The sequence below is a fragment of the Paenibacillus taichungensis genome (assembly GCF_047302525.1).
GTDB lineage: Bacteria > Bacillota > Bacilli > Paenibacillales > Paenibacillaceae > Paenibacillus > Paenibacillus taichungensis_B.
Genome location: NZ_CP168020.1, coordinates 51,122 through 72,386, shown reverse-complemented (window position 1 = coordinate 72,386; position 21,265 = coordinate 51,122). Strand labels below are relative to the sequence as shown.

General features: G+C 48.7%; 18 protein-coding genes. 6 read left to right on the top strand and 12 right to left on the bottom strand.

Annotated features, from left to right (window positions below; genetic code table 11):
• Positions 1 to 79: 79 nt before the first annotated feature.
• The 3 genes from ACDJ58_RS00495 to ACDJ58_RS00485 form a co-directional block, all read right to left on the bottom strand.
• Positions 80 to 409, bottom strand: a complete 330-nt coding sequence (locus ACDJ58_RS00495; RefSeq protein ID WP_413374607.1) for an AzlD domain-containing protein — start codon at positions 407 to 409, stop codon at positions 80 to 82.
• Positions 400 to 1,074, bottom strand: a complete 675-nt coding sequence (locus ACDJ58_RS00490) for an AzlC family ABC transporter permease (RefSeq protein ID WP_063568035.1) — start codon at positions 1,072 to 1,074, stop codon at positions 400 to 402. Before ACDJ58_RS00490 ends, ACDJ58_RS00495 begins: the two co-directional genes overlap by 10 nt.
• A gap of 284 nt (positions 1,075 to 1,358) precedes the next feature.
• On the bottom strand, positions 1,359 to 3,332 hold the full coding sequence (locus tag ACDJ58_RS00485; RefSeq protein WP_413374605.1) for a methyl-accepting chemotaxis protein: 1,974 nt from the start codon (positions 3,330 to 3,332) through the stop codon (positions 1,359 to 1,361).
• 309 nt (positions 3,333 to 3,641) lie between these two features.
• On the opposite strand from ACDJ58_RS00485, the gene ACDJ58_RS00480 reads away from it, so the two are divergent.
• Positions 3,642 to 4,997 carry a serine hydrolase gene (locus tag ACDJ58_RS00480; RefSeq protein WP_413374603.1) on the top strand — a complete coding sequence of 452 codons (1,356 nt, stop codon included), beginning with the start codon at positions 3,642 to 3,644 and terminating at the stop codon, positions 4,995 to 4,997.
• A gap of 118 nt (positions 4,998 to 5,115) precedes the next feature.
• Here the strand turns inward: ACDJ58_RS00480 and nagZ are convergent, their stop codons facing one another.
• The 7 genes from nagZ to ACDJ58_RS00445 all read right to left on the bottom strand — a co-directional run bounded on the left by nagZ (position 5,116) and on the right by ACDJ58_RS00445 (position 13,364).
• The gene (nagZ, locus tag ACDJ58_RS00475; protein ID WP_413374601.1) at positions 5,116 to 6,801 is read right to left on the bottom strand and encodes a beta-N-acetylhexosaminidase; all 1,686 of its coding nucleotides are present in this window, start codon (positions 6,799 to 6,801) and stop codon (positions 5,116 to 5,118) included.
• Between the two features lie 69 nt (positions 6,802 to 6,870).
• Positions 6,871 to 8,037: an exo-beta-N-acetylmuramidase NamZ domain-containing protein gene (locus tag ACDJ58_RS00470; RefSeq protein WP_413374599.1), complete on the bottom strand. Its 1,167-nt coding sequence runs from the start codon at positions 8,035 to 8,037 to the stop codon at positions 6,871 to 6,873.
• Positions 8,037 to 8,747: a hypothetical protein gene (locus ACDJ58_RS00465; protein ID WP_413374597.1), complete on the bottom strand. Its 711-nt coding sequence runs from the start codon at positions 8,745 to 8,747 to the stop codon at positions 8,037 to 8,039. The genes ACDJ58_RS00470 and ACDJ58_RS00465 overlap by 1 nt, the downstream gene beginning before the upstream one ends.
• A 46-nt stretch (positions 8,748 to 8,793) precedes the next feature.
• Entirely contained in the window at positions 8,794 to 9,903 is a 1,110-nt protein-coding gene (locus ACDJ58_RS00460; protein WP_413374595.1) for an ABC transporter ATP-binding protein, read from the bottom strand.
• 272 nt (positions 9,904 to 10,175) lie between these two features.
• Positions 10,176 to 11,009, bottom strand: coding sequence for a carbohydrate ABC transporter permease (locus tag ACDJ58_RS00455; protein WP_062322342.1), 834 nt, complete (start codon positions 11,007 to 11,009; stop codon positions 10,176 to 10,178).
• Positions 11,010 to 11,032: 23 nt separating this feature from the next.
• The gene (locus ACDJ58_RS00450; RefSeq protein ID WP_079348555.1) at positions 11,033 to 11,956 is read right to left on the bottom strand and encodes a carbohydrate ABC transporter permease; all 924 of its coding nucleotides are present in this window, start codon (positions 11,954 to 11,956) and stop codon (positions 11,033 to 11,035) included.
• 55 nt (positions 11,957 to 12,011) lie between these two features.
• Positions 12,012 to 13,364 carry an ABC transporter substrate-binding protein gene (locus ACDJ58_RS00445; RefSeq protein WP_413374593.1) on the bottom strand — a complete coding sequence of 451 codons (1,353 nt, stop codon included), beginning with the start codon at positions 13,362 to 13,364 and terminating at the stop codon, positions 12,012 to 12,014.
• Positions 13,365 to 13,725: 361 nt separating this feature from the next.
• On the opposite strand from ACDJ58_RS00445, the gene ACDJ58_RS00440 reads away from it, so the two are divergent.
• Entirely contained in the window at positions 13,726 to 14,688 is a 963-nt protein-coding gene (locus ACDJ58_RS00440) for an N-acetylglucosamine kinase (protein ID WP_413374591.1), read from the top strand.
• 22 nt (positions 14,689 to 14,710) lie between these two features.
• Positions 14,711 to 15,616 (top strand): N-acetylmuramic acid 6-phosphate etherase, encoded by a 906-nt coding sequence (gene murQ / locus ACDJ58_RS00435; RefSeq protein ID WP_413374589.1) that lies wholly within the window; start codon positions 14,711 to 14,713, stop codon positions 15,614 to 15,616.
• A gap of 142 nt (positions 15,617 to 15,758) precedes the next feature.
• On the opposite strand, the gene ACDJ58_RS00430 is transcribed toward murQ, so the two are convergent.
• Together ACDJ58_RS00430 and ACDJ58_RS00425 are read right to left on the bottom strand one after the other, a co-directional pair.
• Positions 15,759 to 16,598: a MurR/RpiR family transcriptional regulator gene (locus ACDJ58_RS00430; RefSeq protein ID WP_413379398.1), complete on the bottom strand. Its 840-nt coding sequence runs from the start codon at positions 16,596 to 16,598 to the stop codon at positions 15,759 to 15,761.
• Positions 16,599 to 16,722: 124 nt separating this feature from the next.
• The gene (locus ACDJ58_RS00425) at positions 16,723 to 17,952 is read right to left on the bottom strand and encodes an anhydro-N-acetylmuramic acid kinase (RefSeq protein WP_413374587.1); all 1,230 of its coding nucleotides are present in this window, start codon (positions 17,950 to 17,952) and stop codon (positions 16,723 to 16,725) included.
• A gap of 297 nt (positions 17,953 to 18,249) precedes the next feature.
• Between ACDJ58_RS00425 and ACDJ58_RS00420 the strand changes: the two genes are divergently transcribed.
• From ACDJ58_RS00420 to ACDJ58_RS00410, 3 genes are read left to right on the top strand one after another with little or no spacing between them, the layout of a single operon-like run.
• Complete coding sequence (locus ACDJ58_RS00420; RefSeq protein WP_413374585.1) at positions 18,250 to 19,074, top strand: hypothetical protein; 825 nt, start codon at positions 18,250 to 18,252, stop codon at positions 19,072 to 19,074.
• A 24-nt stretch (positions 19,075 to 19,098) separates the two neighbouring features.
• Positions 19,099 to 20,520: an N-acetylmuramoyl-L-alanine amidase gene (locus tag ACDJ58_RS00415; protein WP_413374583.1), complete on the top strand. Its 1,422-nt coding sequence runs from the start codon at positions 19,099 to 19,101 to the stop codon at positions 20,518 to 20,520.
• Positions 20,521 to 20,561: 41 nt separating this feature from the next.
• Entirely contained in the window at positions 20,562 to 21,116 is a 555-nt protein-coding gene (locus ACDJ58_RS00410) for a GerMN domain-containing protein (RefSeq protein WP_413374581.1), read from the top strand.
• Positions 21,117 to 21,265: the final 149 nt, after the last annotated feature.

Genomic DNA, 21,265 nt, shown 5'->3' with positions numbered 1-21,265 from the left:
TTCGCTCTATTACGATCCTATAGGACATTATTAACCGTTAGAGCGAAGGATTTACCTAATCCAATAAAGAACCCGTATATTAACCCATCAAGTACCGCAAAATCATCATCGCAACAATACCGACAAGTACGGTTCCGAGCAGACTTCGTGTCCAGATTGCTACTGCAATCGTAGGCAGTGCTGCCCACAGGGCCGCATTATGAATAATCGGCACCAACTGGTTGTCCGACATAAACAGTTCCTGACCAATCAGTGCCGCCATGACAGCCACGGGTACATATTCAAGCCAGCGTAACAACCACATCGGAATCTGTATTTTACTGAACAGCATGAGCGGCAATACGCGCGGGATGAACGTTAACAAAGCCGAGCCCATAATAATCCAGAATACATCCCACCTTACTTCCATCGTTCCATCACTACTCCCATCGTTGCCGCAATGACCGCAGCCACAATGACACTCATGCTGCCAAGCGAAGCCATGCTGGCGAAGATTACACAGACAACGGCGATGATCGCCACATTGATGTGTAATTTTTTATTTTTGCGCTGCATCAGTTGAAGCACTACCAGACCAATAAACATTGCTGGCAGGGCAAAATCAAGTCCAAGCCGCTCGGGATTGGTTATCCAGCGTCCAAAGTAAGCTCCCGCCATATTCGCCACAAACCAATTCAGATATGCTGTAATGTTCAGACCGTGCATCCAGCGCTCACTCAACGTTTTCCGGCCAATCGCTCGCGTCATCGCTACTCCAAATGACTCGTCGGTAAGCAGCGAGCCGATCCACATATTTTTAAGCGGCGTCAGATGACGAAAGTACGGTGATACAGCTGCACTCAGCAACAGATGGCGAAGATTCACGAAGAATATGGTGAAAATGATAGCAGTCGCTGAACCACTCGAGGCAAGCATGCCTGCGGCAATAAACTGGGCCGATCCAGCGTATACAATCAGACTGAGCAGAGCCGTTTCCGCCAAACTTAAGCCTGCCGTCATTTCAATGACACCCGCTGCAAACCCAATACTTAAATATCCAAGCAGTGTTGGGATACAGTCCTTAACCCCTTGCATAAATGAAGCATCATCCAGCACCTCTTCGGTATTTGCAGGCCCGGATGTCAGTGGTATGGATTTATCCAAATCCGGTTCATCCCCTTTCCATGTCATCCACATCTTGCGGAATACTTTTAATTTAGAAATATACCACAGGATGAGACATTCAGGGAGAGACAGATTCACTTTTACAGAACAGATGAGTTTCGAGTCTTCATAAACCGTTGATTAACGAATAACACCAACGAGAAAAAGACTGAAGGGTCACAACCCCACAGTCTCCTTCGAGAAATGCTATTGAACTATAACTTGAATTTCTCAATCATGCTTTGCAGATCTTCAGCCATACGGGACAATGCCGCAGAAGAAGCTGCAACCTCTTCCATTGTAGCGAGCTGCTCCTGAGCAGCAGCTGAACCATCCTCGGTTCCTGAAGCAATCTGATTGGATAATTCAATGGTGTCGTTCACTTCCTTGGACACATGACTCATGCCTCCATCAATCTGACGGGAAGCTGCCGACACTTCTCCAGCTTGTGCAGCAACCAACTGCACGGCACTACGGATATTTTGGAAGGCCTCTCCCGCCTCCGTAATCATTTGCGTACCTTTAATCATGCCTTCTCCTGTAAGGGCAAAGGTAGACTGTACCGCATTTGTTTTCTCTTGCATCTCACGCATAAGTTCATTAATACGTTCGGCAGCACTGCCCGAATTGTTGGCTAGCGATTTTACTTCATTGGCTACGACAGCAAAGCCTCGACCTTGTTCACCTGCTCTTGAAGCTTCAATGGATGCGTTCAAGGCAAGGATATTGGTCTGTTTGGCGATGTTGGTAATCTCGGCCACAATCTCAACAATCTCTTCATTTTTCGCTCGAAGATCCTGAATGACAGCAGCCATGGCCTCACTCTCATTATTCACCTTCTGAATATGAGCAACCGCCTCTTCCACCGTAACCATACCCGCTTCGGACTTGGAAGATGCTTCTACAGCTATGCGAGCAGTGTCTTCAGCACTCGATGAGATTTCTTTGACCCCTATAGACATTTCACTGACGAGTTGACCCGTTGCAGCAAGACTGGCGTTTTGTTTGTTCGTTCCTGACGCTGCATCCTGCATCAATTCAGCAACCTGTTCAGTTGCTCTGGATGTCTGTTCAGAACTCGCCATAAGCTCCTCAGAAGATGCTGCTAGCTGGCTCGATGTATCATGTACTTCGCCCAGAACGTTACGTAGCGAAGAGGTCATGGTATCGAAGCTTGCCCCGAGTTGTCCAAACTCGTCACGGCGCTGTAAACCTACACGAACTGTCAGATCACCCGCGCTTACTTTGGATGCTGCTTGCGTTAGTTGCAACAATGGACGGTGAATACTGCGAATAATGAACACAAGCAGAATAATACCAATGATCAACGAGGTTCCTACCAGAGTGTAGGCACGGATCAGGATCGGTCTTACCGCATCTGCCGCTTCAGAAGGAACCATCTCACCGACAATTTTCCAGCCCGTTTCGGGATTCGTATAGAATACGGCTTCCAACTCTTGTCCATCATACGTGTACTTTACAGTTCCTTGGTCTTTTGTATACATCTCATTAATGTAGCTCTCATTGGACTGCACACCGGATTCGATATTGTAATGGAATAGAAACTTTCCGCCGTTATCCAGCATATACAGTTTTCCCTTTTCACCAATATGTATCTTATCAACGGATTCTTTCAAATGATTGAGACTTACATTGGCTCCAATTACCCCTTTACCATCGGCCAGCTTGGCAGCGGCGGTGACAACCCATTCACCCGTGGTTACCGACTGGAACGTGTCCGAGATAATTGGTTCATCCTGTGACATGCCCATCGTATACCAGCTGCGTTCCCGTGGATCATAGATCTGCTGTCCGGGATCAGGGGATTTCATCCAGCTGCCATCTTCAGCGCCTGCTGTTATTACACCCAATTCTTTGTGAGCCTTGGACATACGATCCATTTGTCTCTGAACAGCTGGCGATTTATTGATAATATCTGTTGAAGTAATACCCGCTGCAAATTGTGCTGCGTTATCCTTCTCCATATCCAGCATTTGAGTAATCTGCAGACTGAGCATTTCCGTTTTAGCCTGTGCAGAATGAATGATTTCTTCCTTGACCTGGTCTGCTGCTTTTAAATAAGACAACCATCCCACGCTAATGCTCGGTACAATCAGGAACAAGAGCAACGAAGCGATCAGACGTTTCTTAACCGTTAATGTAAACCAATTGCGAATCCTTTTCTTCATTTAAATATCCCCCATCATCATCTTCACCCCTTTTTTATCGGACAAACGTAGTAAAAATATTATGTATGGATACTAAAATGAATCGAAATTACATTATTTTTGTTAGGATAATAGAAAATGATGCTCATTCCCCGTTTTGACCCCCTCTTCGAGATCGTTTACAATATCTCATAAGCTGGTTATCCATGAAACGATTGGAAGGAGAGGATTCGAATCTTACGCAAGTCACATGTGCAACAACCTGTTACCAGATTATATTCATCTATGTTCCGTATTCTGTTAGCTCTCATCCTTTGTGCAGGCCCTATCATGGGACAAGCCAGTTTCAAGGCATCCGCAGCACAAGAGACGCAAACAGTTCACATTGAAGTGAATGGTCAAGAGCAATCGTGGAAAAGTGCCCCCCTTGTATTCAAAGGTACAACGTATGTTCCATTGCGAGATGTTGTTACCTCTGTAAATGGCACCTTGAAGTGGGAAGCTCGTACCAAAACGGCTACGATTACCGTTGGTCGAGACAAGCTCGTTCACCAGGCTGGCAGTGACTTCATTCAAGTTAATCACGTTCGCCTGTCCTCCGGTGTGCAATCCCGCACCATTAACGGCACCCTGATGTTACCTGTCCGCGCGCTTGCCAATGCACTCAAGGCAGATATTAAAGTGCAACGTACAGCCTCAGGGCAGATGAGTGTTAATATCCAGACGGACAAAGTAAGCCTATTAAATAGTCAAGTCGCTAGTGTAGACAGCTATTTGCGCGAAATTGATTTTCCAGGCATGGCTCTGATTGCCCGCAATGGAGAAGTCCTTCTTCGCCAAGGCTACGGACTAGCGGATGAACAGACGCTGAATCGTCCAGATCAGAAGACCAGAATCGCCTCTCTGAGCAAATCCTTCACCGCAGCCTCCATTCTCAGCTTGGTGGAAAAAGGGAAGCTCGATGTGCAAGATCCAATATCCAAGTACATCTCCGGTATACCAAAGGGAGATCAGATCACGCTCCATATGCTGTTATCCCAAACTTCAGGTATTCCATCCGCCTTTGGCAGGGGTGAAGGCACTTCATTGGAAGAAACGGTAGAGGAAATCCGGCACAAAACATTAAAATTCGAACCGGGTAGTGCCTATTTGTACAGTAACAGTGGTTATGTTCTGCTGGCCTATGTTATTGAACAAGTGTCTGGCATGAGTTATGCCGATTATGTACAACAGACCATTCTGAAGCCACTCGGCATGAAGAACTCCGGAGAAGCTTCACGCAAGGTCCATACGACCAGCGGATTTGTTTCGGAGAATAAGCAGTGGGTACCTGCCCCTTATTATGTTTCACAATCAGGTTCAGGGACGATCTACTCCACTGTGGATGATTTGCTGAAGTGGGATCGGGCACTGTACACGGACAAAATTCTGAGCCAGGGTACGATTGAGCAGATGTATGAACCGTATTCGGATAAAAATTATGGCTATGCCTGGATTCTTAAGGAAAGCGATCAGAATCGTACCGTGTTCCATAACGGTAGCGGCGGTGGTTTTGCCACAGCGTTCTCACGTAATTTAACAGATGATGTTACCATTATTCTGCTCGGCAATCATGCGGGCATGGATATGACTTCGCTCATGGATGAAGTCGAGGCTAAGACAGCTCAGGCACTGAATCTGCAATAATTCTGTAATTATTCATTAGATATAGCAGAAGGGACGGTCCAATTAGGATCGTCCCTTCTGCTATATTGGTCTTCATAATCCGGATCATACTTTCGCTCGTTCGTCATTTAATGCCTGTCTACTTAATGGATACAGGAAGTTTCCCGGCAAAAGGAATATCCCCCATCAGCGCCCGAGCGGCGCTATCCATGGCAAGCGGCCTACTCTCGTACGCTGCCACATACACCTGTACCTCCGGGATCGCAAGCAGATCATAGGGACTGCGGAGCGCCACAACAGCGATCGGCTTGCCCAATTGCTGTAGCCAGCCGATCAACCTGCACTGCGGATCACCAGAGGCACTGCCTGCATTATACGTCCCCACCACAATCTGGCGAATGTCATCCTCTTCCGCAGCTTGAAGCAGACGGGCAGAACGAATGGCAACTTCCTCTGGTGTGACTGTTATATCGACCACATCCAGACCGCAGTGCGACAAAGCCGAGCCTAGGGTAACCACCTGAGTCAGCTGTTCGTCGGCAATCGTTGTCACAGATGTAGCAACCGTTATGACCAGTGTACGTTCCGGCTTCAAAGGCAGCATGTTCAGTTGGTCACGCACCAGCGTGATACTGTTCTCACTGATTCGTCGAGCCACCTCTTGGTGTAACGGTTGGTTGCGCTCTTGGCGCTTCGATGAAGCTGGATCAGTTGATGCCTCAGCGGAGAGTGAAGTCGACACCGAACCGTGCACTTCATCATTACCTGTGCCCATTCCCTTCTCCAGCAGGCCTCGTTTGGCCTTGTACTTCAGCAACCGGGTTACAGATTCGTCAATGCGGGCCTCGCTAATTCGCCCGCTCTGCACGGCTGCCAGCAGCGCTTCAAACGCTCCTGCCTGAAGATGAACTGTGTGGCTGATCAACACCAGATCTGCGCCGGCCTCTACCGCCATCACAGCTGCATCGACAGTGCCATAGTTGGCGGCAATCGCGTCCATCTCCATACAATCCGTTACAATCATGCCGTCATAACCCAGTTCCTGGCGAAGCAGTCCGCTTAACACGGCTCGCGATAGTGTTACAGGCAGACGCTCCGGTTCCAGAGCCGGAAAATAAATATGTGCCGACATCATCGCATCGACATCTGCCGCTATGGCAGCCCGGAACGGAATCAGTTCCACACGCTCTACCCGTTCCCGATCATGGGTGATGACCGGGAGATCCAGATGTGAATCGGTATCCGTATCCCCGTGTCCCGGGAAATGTTTGGCTGTCGCTGAAATGCCAGCATCTTGTACTCCCACAATGCTCCTGGCCCCATACGCTGCCACGGACTGCGGTGATTCCCCAAATGAACGCACACCGATTACCGGATTGGCGGCGTTGTTATTTACATCCAGGACCGGAGCAAAGTTCATGTTAATTCCCATGGATCTCAGCTCCACCCCACTGATATAGGCTGCCTGGTATGCATCCTCGATGGAACCTGCTGCGGCAATCGCCATCTGTCCCGGCATCAGGGCGATCCCTTCGGTAATCCGGGCCACCATGCCACCCTCCTGATCAATGGATATCCAGAGCGGCATATTACCGCTATCGACAGCAATCCGTTGCAGCCCCGACGATAGCCGCTCTACCTGCTCCGGCGACTCGACGTTGCGTGCAAAATAGATTACGCCGCCAATGGGATACTTTCGCAGAAAAGCATGCACATCACCGGCAGCCTCGGTGCCATGAAAGCCGCAAAGCAGCATTTGTCCAATTTTCTCACGCAGGGTCATCTGTTTCAGCTTCAACGGGTATATCTCTTTTGGCCCACTCATTCCACGCCTCCTCCCCATGACAAACATCATCCGTACATTACACGACATTCTATTGATGAATTTCACTCTTTATGGATATAGCAAAAACGGCTTACGCCGTTCCTTCCATTCCTCTGCCTCTGCATTCCAATCTTCCATCAAGCGTACTAATTCTTCACGGTCATGAATGATATCCCTGACTTTCCTGCCTCCGGTCAACAGATCAATAAAATAACGGGAACCCGGCTGTGGCGGCTCCAACCAGCGAAATTGCTCCGGATAGAGCGATGCCAGTTCATGCAAAAGCACCAGACCTGTATCTACCGCCCGGAATGCCCTGCTGTCTATCACGAAAATCCTCACACCTCCGCACAGCTCACCTGCATGTTTGGAGAAGGTTGGCGACATGTACACCGGATGCACATGCACACCCTCCATTTTGTGTTCCCGAAAGCGTTCCGCCAGTCGTTCACCCTCAATCCAGGGTGCTCCAATCCACTCAAATGGGCGGGTCGTGCCCCTGCCCTCCGATACATTGGTGCCTTCGAACAGGCAAGTACCCGCATACACCCGCACACTGTCCATCGTGGGCATATTGGGAGAGGGCAGCATCCAGGGAAGCTCACAATCCGTAAACTCCATGGAGCGCTGCCATCCTTCCATTGCAATTACATCCAGTTCGCAGGGTACGTCCATCTCACTGTTCACCAACAGGGCCAGTTCACCAACCGTCAGTCCGGTGCGGACAGGTACACGCCAAGCGCCAACGAGTGATTCATACCCCGTGCTTAGCAGGCCCCCTTCCACCGAATCCCCGCCCAGCGGATTGGGGCGGTCCAGCACCAGCAGGCGTTTGCCTGCTTCGGCACAGGCCTCCATCATGTGGAACAAAGTGGATGCATACGTGTAATAACGAACGCCCACATCCTGGATGTCAAACAGCACCGTATCCACCTCAGCCAGCATCGCAGGCGTAGGCTTCTTGTGTTCCCCATAAAGGCTGAACACAGGGATGCCCAGACGTGGGTGCACCGTATCCCCGAATCGGACACCAGCCTGGAGCTCACCATCCAGACCGTGCTCACAAGCATAAAGCGCAGTAAGCTGGGCATCTGCCAATCCGGCACAAACATCCACCGTAGAAACAAAGTCGGCCGTAATACCAGTGGGGTTCGTCATCAGGCCAATACGCGCATCCGTTAACCATGGGTGGGAGAATCCTCCCGACAGAAGATCAACTCCAGTTCTTACGCCCATCACACATTCCCCTGGCTTATCCACCTCGTATGTTGGTGGTCATTGCCGCCAGATGTGACAGGTTCCTCTTCCGGTTCCAGCACATTAAGGGCGACCTTATGCTGATAGATGGCAAACATGCCCGCGAACAGCGCTCCGAAGCCAACAACCGTCAGCATCAATAGAGCCGTCAGACACAGCGCCTGAAAACAGGCTCCCATCGTGTACCCCGGATGACGGAAGAATAGCTTCACACTTTCCCCCATCGCCTGAATGATGCCCATGTTCTTTTGCAGAACAAGCTGCCAGGTATAGAACTGCGACATCAGCGCCATGAGGACGAAGAACGTTTGGAACATACTCACCGCTGTGCCTGTAATCCCGCCCTGTCCGCCGTAATACCACCAGGTTGACCACAGAATGAAGCCAAGCACGGCGAAAAGCACACCTACTGCCCCTCCCGGGATGAATCCCCTCATCGTTCCGTTCCAGATATCCTTAAGCCCATTGCGGCGTTCCTTGCGTTCCAGCCTGTGATGTACGGCATAACTGACACCGAACAGGATTGGCATATAAATCACGGCCAAAAGCAGCACCGCGATTGGCAGCGGGGCAAACATCAGAATGGGTACCAGCACGATGGAGCTGACAACACTGTATAGGGCCACCGGAATAATATCCCGATATATTTCCGCCCCCGACTTGACCAACACTTCACTCAGCTTACGCATCTCCACACTCCCTTTCTTGCAGTTCCTTCCTCATCCAGCTCGCTTCTTATTCCCGTCCAATCGCCAGTTCCGTCTCTGGGTCAAAAAAGTGCGCCTTACGCAGATCCAGCACAAAATTTTTGTCCATTCCTACATAAGCATGTGTTTCCGGGTGAACCTTGGACGTAACGGTACGGGCACCCGAATGGAAATACACCAGATTCTCGGAGCCCAAATGCTCTACAACCTGAACCCGCGCCTGCAGCATATGGTCTGTCGGAATATTCGGAGCGACGTCGTCACCAAAAATATGCTCTGGACGCAGACCCATAATCACCGGTTTACCTTGATAGCTCTGAAGACGAGCGAGTACATCCTCTGGCAGGGTGAATGATGCCCCCTCCACAACAACCTGCGTGCCTTCAATCCGGGCATCAATGAAATTCATCGCTGGGGAACCGATAAATCCGGCAACAAACATATTACGTGGACTCGCATATAATTCTTTCGGTGAAGCCACCTGCTGAATATCTCCATGATTCATGACCACGATGCGCTCCCCAAGTGTCATGGCCTCCACCTGATCATGCGTGACGTATACAATTGTGGCACCGAGCCGCTTATGCAGCTCACCCAATTCCACCCGCATCTGCACCCGCAGCTTTGCATCCAGATTGGAGAGTGGCTCATCGAACAGAAATACCTGCGGATCACGGACGATCGCACGCCCTACCGCCACACGCTGGCGCTGACCGCCAGACAGCTCGCGCGGTTTGCGCTCCAGCATCGCCTCCAGCCCCAGAATGGAGGCAGCATTCTGTACCTGTTCATCAATATAGGATTTTGGCTTCTTGAGATTTTTCAGGCCAAAGGACAGATTTTCACGGATGGTCATGTGCGGATAAAGCGCATAATCCTGAAATACCATCGCGATATCGCGGTCCTTCGGATGCAGATCGTTCACGACCCGTTCCCCGATGACAATGTCGCCACTCGTCTGTTTTTCCAGTCCCGCAATCATCCGCAGTGACGTCGTCTTGCCACAGCCCGAAGGACCCACAAAAACCACGAATTCCTTATCTTCTATAACAAAGTCCGAGCCGGCGACAGCCGTGAACGTTCCTTTATGATCGTCTTTGAATTCTTTGCGCACTTGGCGAAACTCCACGCGTGCCATAGGTAGATCCCCCTTTACGTTGTCGCTTGTCCTGAACTATATAAGTTCAACTAACGAATATTTACACTGGCACTCCGATGACAGAACAACCTTCCGATCGCTGTTATCCCCAGATTTCTTTGATTCCTTTATGAAAAGGGGAAATCCGGTGATAGCATATGCTTCCGATGTAGCTTTCTTTTAGAAAGCTTTTAGGCGAACGCCTTCGCTTCTTCAGGTTATTTCTGTCCTCTCCGTTATCGTGTAAATGTTTAGTTGAACATATATAGGAGTTAACCTTTTACCGCACCGATCGTAATGCCCTGTAGGAAATAACGTTGCAGCGAGAAAAATAGAATGATCATCGGCAGCGCACCAATCGTTGCCCCTGCCATCATTGCGCCGAAGTCCGTTGATTCGGCAAATACGAACGAAGCCAGCCCCACCTGAACGGTGCGCATCTCGTTGGAATTAGTGATCAGGAATGGCCAGAAAAATTCATTCCATGAAGCTACAAACGTGAAGATCGCCAGCACCGCGATCCCTGGCTTCGCCATCGGCAGGATCACTTTCCAGAAGATGCCGAACTCACTGCATGCATCAATACGTGCCGCATGAATCAGTGATGTGGGCAGCGTTGACATGAACTGTTTCATCAAGAAAATATTGCCCACACTGACGGCAGCAGGCAGAATAATGGCCGTGTACGTATCCCCCAGATCAAACACATTGACCATCAGAATGTACAAGGGAATGAGCGTCACCTGTGCCGGGATCATCATCGTCCCCAGCAAGGTCCAGAATACGGCCTGACTTCCCGGAAATTTCAGTTTGGCGAACGCATATCCCGCCAGGGAGGCGAAGAACACATTCGTCACGGTCAGAATGACCGAAATGAGCAGCGAGTTGTACAGCCAGCGCCAGGCATCAGTTTTGGCAAAAAAGCGCTCATATGGTGATAACGACAGCTGCTCCGGGATCATCTGCGGTTTGAAGGAAGCCGACATCGCACTATCCTGCACCGAACCGACCAGCATCCAGTACATCGGAATGACCGTCACCAGTGCCCAGACCACCAGCAGAATGGATGCAACGACAAGCAGTGTCTTTTTCTGTGTTGATTTCATGGATTTCATTCACCCCCGGATGCTTAATACTCAATATCGCTGGAGAAATATTTGAACTGTATGACGGAGATGACAATGATGATAATCGCCAATACAAACGACTGTGCAGAAGCCAATCCGAACTCATAGAACTTGAATGCCGTCTCATAGATCAGATAGGCAATCGTTGTTGTCGCAAAGTTCGGTCCACCCTGTGTCATCAGATATACCGAGATGAACACCTGGAAAGACGTGATCACACCTGTAACGAGCAGATACAACGTCGTTGGTTTGAGGAGCGGCCATGTAATCTTGCTGAACTGGGTCCAGCCGCTGGCATGATCAATATCCGCCGCTTCGTACAGCGATTTCGGAATACCGCCCATGGCTGCCAGATACAGAATAATGCCCGCGCCGTGCGATCCAAGCCAGTTCATCAGAATGAGTGAAAAGAGTGCCGTTCCCGACTGGCCCAGCCAGATCACCGGATCAAGGCCGAACAGGCCGAGGAAGCGGTTCAGCAATCCCGAATCCGTCGGGTCAAAGATCGCCAGCCATACGATGGAGATGGTTACCCCTGATGCTACCGCAGGCAGGTACAATGTTGCTTTGAAGAACGTCTGCCACTTGCTTTTCATCTGAAAGATGAAGTAGGACAGTACAAATGTAATGAGAATATTGACCGGTACCGTACCCACAGTAAAGATGAGTGTATTTTTAATCGACTTCCAGAACGTCTCATCTTTCACCAAACGCTCGTAGTTATCCAATCCAACCCACGTCGAGTTCATAATGTTGTATTTCTGGAAGCTCATCACGAGAGCAGTCAGAACGGGATACAGTGTGAAAATGAGAAACAGCAGGACAGGCGCCAAAATGAACAAATACGCCCACCCGTAGTCTCGCCAAAACCGGGCAACCCGGGAAGTCCGGGGCACAGACGGTTTTGGCGCAAGGGCGGTCTGCATGGCGAATCCTCCTCTCCTAATCAGTGTGGTTTTGCGTTATGTTTTATTGTCCGAGTTATTGTCCAAACATCTGCTGGCCTTTGTTCTTGAAGTCTTCTGCGATCTGCTCCGGTGACTTCTCACCCGAGAACAGCGCCTGAATGTTAGGCTTCACAACTTGTTCCTTGAATTGTTTTTGCTGTGATGCTTTGTCGATATCCAGTTCCAGTACAACCGGCATAGCGATATTCTCTGCCATTACTTTCGCAGCATCCAGATTATCCGGTTGACCAAGTTCTTTTCCTTTAAACAGATCCACCTGGGATTGTCTTACGAATGGAAGCGCCAGTTCATTGGCCGAGTTCCCTGCTTTGGCACCACTGAGCGCCTCCATGACCAGGAACGTATTTTTGGCATGCTGTTCGCCTTTGTCCTTCTTCTGTTTGAAGGCTACATACCCTTCCCCGCCCATCGTTGTTGCCGCAGATTGATCGTCATTATGCGGTACAGGCAGCAGGACAAAATCAATTTTCTCCCCTTGTACCTTGCCATCATCAATATCCTTGTTGCGGTTCTGAATCATCACATCATAATAAGGAATCGCTTTGGAGATGATCGCCGTTTCACCCGCGTAGAACATATCCGTCCGTTTTGCTGGAGCAAGAGCAGCCGTTTCCTTCGGCATATAACCTTGATCCATCAGATTTTTGATAAAAGAGAGAGTATCCAGAATGCGGCCATCATTCCATTGGAACGTGCCAGCTTTGTCGAGAACGTCAATCATGCCGTTGTTTCGGGACAGCATTTCAATGAAATCAAGCGAGGTTCCATCGGTAACCAGTGCATATTGTTTAGCCCCGCCATCCAGCGTTTTGGTCAGCTTGGCTGCGGCAGCGTTGAATTCGGACCAGGTCCAGCCATTTTGCTGAATGGATTTCCAGTCAATGCCCGCTTCCTCCAGAATGCGTTTGTTGCCACCCCATGCCCATTGGAATTGATACAACGGCAGTCCGTACTGTTTCCCTTGGATCTGGCCTAATTCAAGCGTACCTGGCAGATAGTCATCCTTGATCTCAGGTGTCAGGTAGCTGTCCAGCTCAAGTGCCAATCCTGTATTCACATACGTGCCGTCTACACTATGAAAGTAAAGATCCGGCGGGTTGCCCGCGTTCAGAGCGACATCGAATTTTTTGGGCCCTTCCGCCCAGGAGAGCATTTCCGTCTTCACGGTAATGTTCGGGTTTTCTTTATTGAAATCAACGATCAGATCCTTCAGTTCATCTTCATATGTCCCATGTACTGGATAAGTCCATACGGTCACCGTATCTTCCGCATTGGGATCATCTGAAGCAGCGCCCCCGCTATTCCCGCAGGCAGTAACCCAGACCATCATCAACAACATTGCCCATACCAGACCCTTCTTTTTCATCCCTTCATCTCCTTCGCGTGTCGTCTCCCGATAATTGCATTGCCTAACCATGCTACCCCTTTTGAAATCATCCATCCTTAAACGGCTTAACAGACTATTGAGCGTGGCAGTAAGGAAAATGCACCTCCCTTATGGATTAGACCTGAACGTACGCAGGATTAATCTCTTAAATGCAATATTAACGTCAACTTAGTTAACATTAACAGTATTAATTCCTTCCAAAATTGTAGATTGAGTTCATTATATGAGCTATGAAATAAAAATTCAATATTATTTTTTATTATAAAATTTAATTTTACTTTTTCATTTCATGCCTCTATACTATGTAAAAAGAAAACTCAAGCAATCGAGGTGAGCCACTTTGCGAGTATATGTAGGCGTAGATGGAGGCGGTACCAATACTGATGCAGCAATCATTTCTGAGTCTGGCGAAATTCTCGCCCGGTTCAGCGGCGGTCCCACGAATCCTCACAGCGTATCAACTGAACAGGCCCTTTCCGAACTGCAACGAGTGCTGGAACAGCTATTTAATCTAAAAAGTGATTTATCGACAAATTGTGAAGGTATATGCCTCGGCATGTCAGGTGTAGATACGATCCAAGAACGGCAACTTATAGCCGACGCAGTAAATAACTATATGAAGAGTAGTAATCGACAGCGATCAGAAGGCTGTCCGGTCTGGGTTGTATCCGAAGGAGAGATAGCCCTGATGGCCTCTCTCGGACATACTCACGGTGTATTGTGCATCTCTGGAACAGGGTCCATCGTGTATGGATTTACGCTGGAAGGAGAGCGATACCGTGCAGGAGGCTGGGGTCATCTGCTCGGAGATGAGGGGAGCGGCTATCGTATTGGGCAGCGTGCACTCCAAGTGGTTATGCAGAGCTATGACGGTGCTCTTCCTCCAACCCGTTTAACCCCGCTTCTTTTAAAACAACTGAACCTTCGGGATATATCGGAGTTAAAGGCACGGGTGTACCAGACAGATTGGGGCAAAACCGAGACAGCATCCATCGCCCGTCTTGCTATAGAAGCTGCTGAATCTGGGGATGAGGCCGCTCGGGCACTGATTATCGATGAAGCTGCACAATTAGCAGATACCGCCAAGGCGCTGATTGCTCGTCATCCCGAATTTGCATCTACTCAGGTTGTCCTGTCCGGATCACTGTTTCGATACGCTGCACTATTCCGAAATACATTTATCCAGAAGTTATCGGGATATTATGGAGAGTTGGACTTTGTATATCGTGAAGATGCCCCCGCTTCAGCGATTGGTGCAGCACAACTGGCAAGAAAACGCTGTTCCCTGAATGAATCATTTTAAAAGAGAGAAGGAGGCCATACGGATGAATCACATGCTGAACTCACTACTAACGGAACAACCCAATCCACTAACGGATCATATAGATGAATTGCCTTCGGCAGAAATTATGGAGTTAATTAATAAGGAAGATCAACGGATTGCGGAGCTCATTCAGCCCCTGATTCCGGTCATTGCCCAAGCGGCGGACCTGATCTTGGAGGCCTTTCAGTCTGGCGGCAGGCTGTTTTATGTAGGCGCAGGTACCAGTGGACGATTGGGAATACTTGACGCTTCGGAATGCCCGCCTACTTACGGAACCCCTCCCTCCATGGTGCAGGGTATTATTGCAGGGGGATTCCGGGCAGTGAAGGACCCGGTTGAAGGTGCTGAAGATAGCGAGGAATTGGGAGCTACGGACCTTGATGAACATGGATTAGACGAAAACGATGTCGTGGTCGGCATTGCAGCCAGTGGGCGAACCCCATATGTGCTGGGTGCGATGAGACACGCCAAGGAGATCGGAGCTACTGTAATCAGCCTGAGTAACAACGCAGGTACGCCGATGACCCTTTTGGCTGATGTGAGCATCGAAGCTGTTGTCGGCCCGGAGGTTGTCATGGGTTCAACACGTATGAAGGCCGGCAGCGCCCAGAAAATGATTCTGAACATGCTCACCACTACCGCCATGATTCGTCTGGGCAAGGTTTACCGTAATTTCATGGTCGATCTGAACCCTTCGAACGAGAAGCTTGTCCATCGGGCCAAACGCATGATCCATCTGGCAACCGGAGCGAACGAAGCGGATATTGAACAGGCTTTTGCCGGTGCAGACGGTCATGTAAAAACGGCAATCGTCATACTGATGGCAGGCGTGGACGCCGTGGAAGCTCAGCGAAGACTTGATCTGGCTGACGGATTTGTCCGCAGCGCCATTGCAGGGCCTTCCTGAACTGTACAGAGGTATTTCTAGAGGTTGAAAGAGCCCAACATTAGTCTGGGCTCTTTTTTTGGCTTTTTTATACTAAAAGCGGATATAGTCCGTCAAAAAATCCCCTCCTGTATAAACAGAAAGGGATTCATATGGTTCCACTTCACTTATGCTCCAGAATAGCCTGCCGGCTCTTCTCCAAATATTCCACCGACTGGTTGTAGTCGCGGCTGGCAATCGCCAGATACAAAATGTCGATCACGTTCAGCTGTGCAATCCGTGACGAAGTTGCTCCGCTCCGGATATCGCTTTCGGTGGAAGTAATCATCAGGGGCACATCCGCCAAACTGCTGAGCGTATTGCTCCCCCACTTGGTAATGCTAATCGTTGCAGCGCCGCCTTCACGAGCATGTTTCAGACAGGAGATCACGTTCGAAGTCTCCCCTGAATACGAGATACATACCACCGCATCATCTTCGCGAAGCGTCGTTGCGGACGAAACCTGCATATGCGGATCGGCGAACGAAAAGCTTGTGCGATTGATTCGCATGAACTTGTAGTGTGCATCCAGCGCAATCAGGTTGGAGGCCCCCACCCCGTAGAAAAAGATCCGGTTCGCCCGATCGAGCACGTCCACTGCCTGTTCCACCAGACGCGGGTCCAAAATATGAACGGTATCCTTCACCGACTGAATATTGTTTGCGGACACATGCTGAATAATGCTCTCCATGGAGTCCTGGGGACGAATCTCTGTATATTGGTATTGCTCACCTGTCTGCAAATCCCCGGCAATCTTCAGCTTCAGCTCCTGAAAACCCGTTACACCCAGTGATTTGCAGAGACGGATAATGGCAGCCGGGCTGCCACCGCTCCGTTCAGACAGCTGTGCCACCGAGGACTGAACCGTCTCTTGGGGATGATCGAGAATGTAAGCTCCGATCTTCCGTTCCGACGGAGTCAAGTCATCCATTAATGCGCGTAAACGTACAAGTCCACCTTTCATGCCTTCCATCCGCTCCTCCTTTCCGTACTGCCTTCATGTACAAGCATTTTATCCTATAATTCCAATAGAGTCTAATTGATTAAACGCCCTTGCATAGCCCAACTCATTCAAAAGCCTTGCTGCACTACAGTGTCAGGTTGCCCGATATTACGGCGTGTTTCGCACCGGTTACTGCCGGGAGCGTGTTGGTTCTGCCCATAAGTGCCTCATGGCCAAGGAGGGCAAATCCAATCGCTTCGCGAGCATCATCTGGTATACCATAGTCCGCTGTTCGCTCCAAACGGATGCCTTCCGGGAGTCTCTGACGGATCATCTCCATTAACGTGGCATTGGAAGTGCCACCACCGCAGGCGAGCATGGCCGATATTTGCATCTTGGGCAGGATAAAATCCTTCACTGCCCGTACGATCGTCTCCGCGGTCAGACAAGTTGCGGTAGCTAGCGTATCCTCCAGGGATAAGGAACGCGCAGTAGCCATCTCCATAAGGCGTGCTGCATATGCCGCACCGTACACTTCACGTCCGGTGCTCTTGGGAGGGAGCCTTTTGAAATAGTTATCGTCCAAACACAGATCCACCAGATCCTGATCGAACTTTCCCTGTGCGGCGATGCTTCCATTCGGATCATAGTGCTGCCGCCCAGCTGTCGCCTGGCGTACGATCGCGTCCATCACCATATTGCCAGGTCCCGTATCAAAAGCCGAAATGCCTTCATTAGAAGACTCTGATGGAAGCACCGTAACGTTGCCAATACCGCCGATATTTTGCACCAGTCGTCCTTCCTCTGGACTGCGGAACATCAACGCATCGGCATAAGGAGTAAGGGGCGCCCCTTCCCCACCAGCCGCCATATCCCGTGCCCGCAAATTGCCGATCACTGGCAGGCCCGTTCGTTCACGTACAACGGCGCATTCGCCAATCTGCAACGTGGACACCACTGGAAGACTCTCTCCTGCTGGCCCTGGAAAAGCCGAGGCTACAGGTGCGTGCCATACGGTCTGTCCGTGCATGCTGATCGCATCCACCTGACCGGACGAGATTCCTGAGGATCGAATAAGCTCTCTGACACTGTGAGCATACCACTCTGATACGCCAAAATGTGCAGCCGTCAGCTCATCCACGCGTGCCGTCTCCGGTGAACATAGTCGAATCAGTACTTCTCTCAATTCATTGGAGTAAGGTACGCAGACGAAGTCAACCAGATCGATCTTTTGCAATGCCCCGCTGTCATCTGTCAGAATACGCACCAATGCCGCATCCGTCCCGTCGAGGGACGTGCCTGACATCAGTCCAATGATGTAATGCTCCCGTTTCAAGCGATATTGCTCCCACATCGGATAGCTGCCTGTATCCATCCATTCACAACCTCCCGCCAGACCCGATGAACACGTCATCCTGCCATAATTTCACCCAGTATATGATATAAAATTTCACAAGTCAAATATTTTATGAAATTTAATTACACTCTTTCAACCATAGTGACTCTTTGTCCGAACTGGAATGCTCACAAGATGCTTCTATAAATAAAAATAGATAAATAACGATCAAAAAAGAAACATTTTTACAATTTTACCGTTTATATAATGAAGGTATATTTTGGAATCGACATGTTGAGGGTTTATAAACTGTCACCAGCGGAAGGGGATACCAAGGTGAACAACGCTGTTATTTGGTTTTCAACTGTGCTATTACTGGGGGGATTGACGACTACATCGTCATCCGTTGTTGGTGCCAAACCAGCCGCATCAGAACTAATTTCACATTCTTCCATTAATGCGATTTCTGTAACTCCTTCCATCTATTCAAGCGTCAAACCGTTTAAAAGGAACAACAGTACCAACAAAATCATCTGGAAAGGAGGAAATATTACTTTAACCGCTACTACAGTGAAGTTGGAAGGTAAGCCTACTTTTGAACAAAACGTAATTCAATCCATTGTCGTCACCAAGGGGAGCCAGAAACATACGATTGAAACGCGTGATTTGGAAGACAATTGGCTCGATATCACAAGTGTTGTTGCCTCTAACTCCAATACATGGCTTGCTATACACGCAGAACGTAGCTCAGGAAGCACTCTGATGCTGCTTAACCTTCAAACGGGTGAAGTGACGGAATTAAATGACCGATTGAAAAAAGCAGGCAAGAAAAACATAGAAACGATTGCCGACTATAACTGGGCACCCAACGAAGATCAGATAGCCTTCTCTTACGGAGATCCCTCCAAAAGCTCAATAGCTATCTACAATGTTCAGAAAGAGAGCTTTGTATACCTACCAAGGGCAACCAATTATATTAGTACCATTCTGATTTTGTGGCAAAAAAACGGAAAAATACTAGATTACATCAGTGAGTACCCGTCTGATCAAATGATACTTTATAGGTATAGCATAGAGAGTAACAAGGTGAAGCCTCTTAAGAAAATCAGCCGTAACGAGTTTGCCGAATGGTTCAAGCTGGATAAGTATTCCATACAGTAACGATCTAAATAGTAGAGGTGCATAATGAAAAAATCGATTTTACTAATGTTTCTAAGTCTGTTCTTGCTGGTTGTACTCCCTCATCAGGGAAATGCGGCTGCAAGCACGTCGAAAATCTTCTTGGACGGTGAGGAATTAATCCTCCCAAGTGACGTTCAGGTGACCATCGTGAATAAGAATGTTATGATTCCGATTCGTGTCGTTGCCGAAAATTTGAAATTCAAAGTTGATTGGAATCAAAATACACGTAATGTAAAGATCCAGCAAAATGACAAGACGATTTCTTTAACCGTTGATCAAAAGCAAGCCATGGTTGCTGACACGCAAGTTACCCTGAACACAGCCCCACTTATTTTAAATAACACCATGGTGGTACCCATTCGATTTGTCAGTGAACAAATGGGACTCAACGTGAAATGGAACAACAAGGAGAAGATCGTATACTTAATCAACACCGACACCAGTAAAGTGCCCAATGTTGAGCCGAGCAACGGTTCAGGAAACGGTAGCCCAACATCACTTACACATGTTACCGATATCCAATTTGCCAACAATCAGCTCGTCGTGTCTATGGATGGTGAATCCAAACCAGTGATGACGACTTTGAAGAATCCCGATCGTCTGGTCGTGGATCTGCCCGGAGCAGTGTTTGGTGATCTATCGCAACCTTTGAATCAAAACATGAATGGCAAATTGGATGTGGACGCATACCCCAATGTAACGGAAGTTAGATATTCTCTTTTTAAACAAGACCCTGGTCAAGTTCGAATTGTCGTTGAATTGAATCAGGTGAAGGATGTACAGTACAGCCAGAACATCATTGCCGATAAACTAATTATCGATCTAAATGTTTCGGGAGATAACGTCACACCCGTTCCTGTAACTCCTGTAGGCGACTCAGGACGCAAGGTTGTTGTCATCGACCCAGGCCATGGGGGTAAAGATCCAGGTTCAACCAGCATCACCAACAAACCCGAGAAAGAATATAATCTGGCATTGGCTCTCAAAGTACAAGCACTGCTTCTCAATGAGCCGGATATCGAATTAGTGATGACTCGTGACGGTGATACTTATCCCACTCGCCCGGAGCGTGTTCGGCTCGCCAATCAATTAAACGCGGATGTATTTGTATCTATCCATGGCAATAATGTGGAGTCCTCACCTCAGGCAACAGGAACAGAAACGTTCTACTATCAACGCAGCAGCAGCAAGGAATTAGCCAATATTATTCATCAACGTTTGGTTAAAGCCATGGGGCTCAAAGACCGTGGTGTGAAAAATGGCAACTTGGAAGTGATCAGAGATACGACCATGGCTGCAGTACTTTTGGAAGTGGGATTCCTGAGTAATGTTATGGATGAAGAACTGATGTCGTCCGATGTTGTTCAGATGAAAGCCGCTCAAGCGATAGCAGATGGGATTAAGGAATATCTGGGTATAAATTAAATGATAAAACATAATGTAAATATGCTGGAGGATGTGATCCATTGAAAACGAAATTGGGATGTGCTCTCGTCTTATGCTTTTTAATGATAGTTGGCATTGGTTGTGCTCAGAAGCCAGTCAGTGAATCCGGATCGGCCGAACCTGCTGTTCAGGGGGGACAGTCACCAAACCCATCCGAAACAAAGGTGGATCTGGGCACAATGAACACACAAGCGGTTGATGTGTATTTTGCAGACGCCCAGGTACTGGAACTTGAGAAAAAAGAGCAGGAAATTGAATACAAGGACAATTCCGAGAAATACAAAAAAACATTTGAAGCTTTACAAAACAATACCGATTCGGAGCTCGTATCCCTCTGGGAAAAAGTCGAATTGCTCTCCCAACAGTACGGTGAGGGCAAAGTCACTTTGGATGTTCATATTCCGGATGAGGCCAAATTGGGAACCAGTGGCGAGCTGCTTGCATTGGATGCACTGACCCAGACGATGTTTCAATACGATGAAGTAGAAAGTATCGATATTCTGGTGGACGGTGAAGCCCTCGATAGCTTGATGGGCCATTCAGAGCTGGAGCATCCTATTCAGCGCGAGCCCTAATCTAATTTTAAAAGACATCGGATGATATCCGGATGATTCTCTCCTTGAATCATCTCCTGTGCATGATGAGAAGCATAACTTCTCATCATGCTTTTTTTTATTTAAAAATCCACATTCAAAAAGACGTCCCCAGGGACGCCCTACATAGA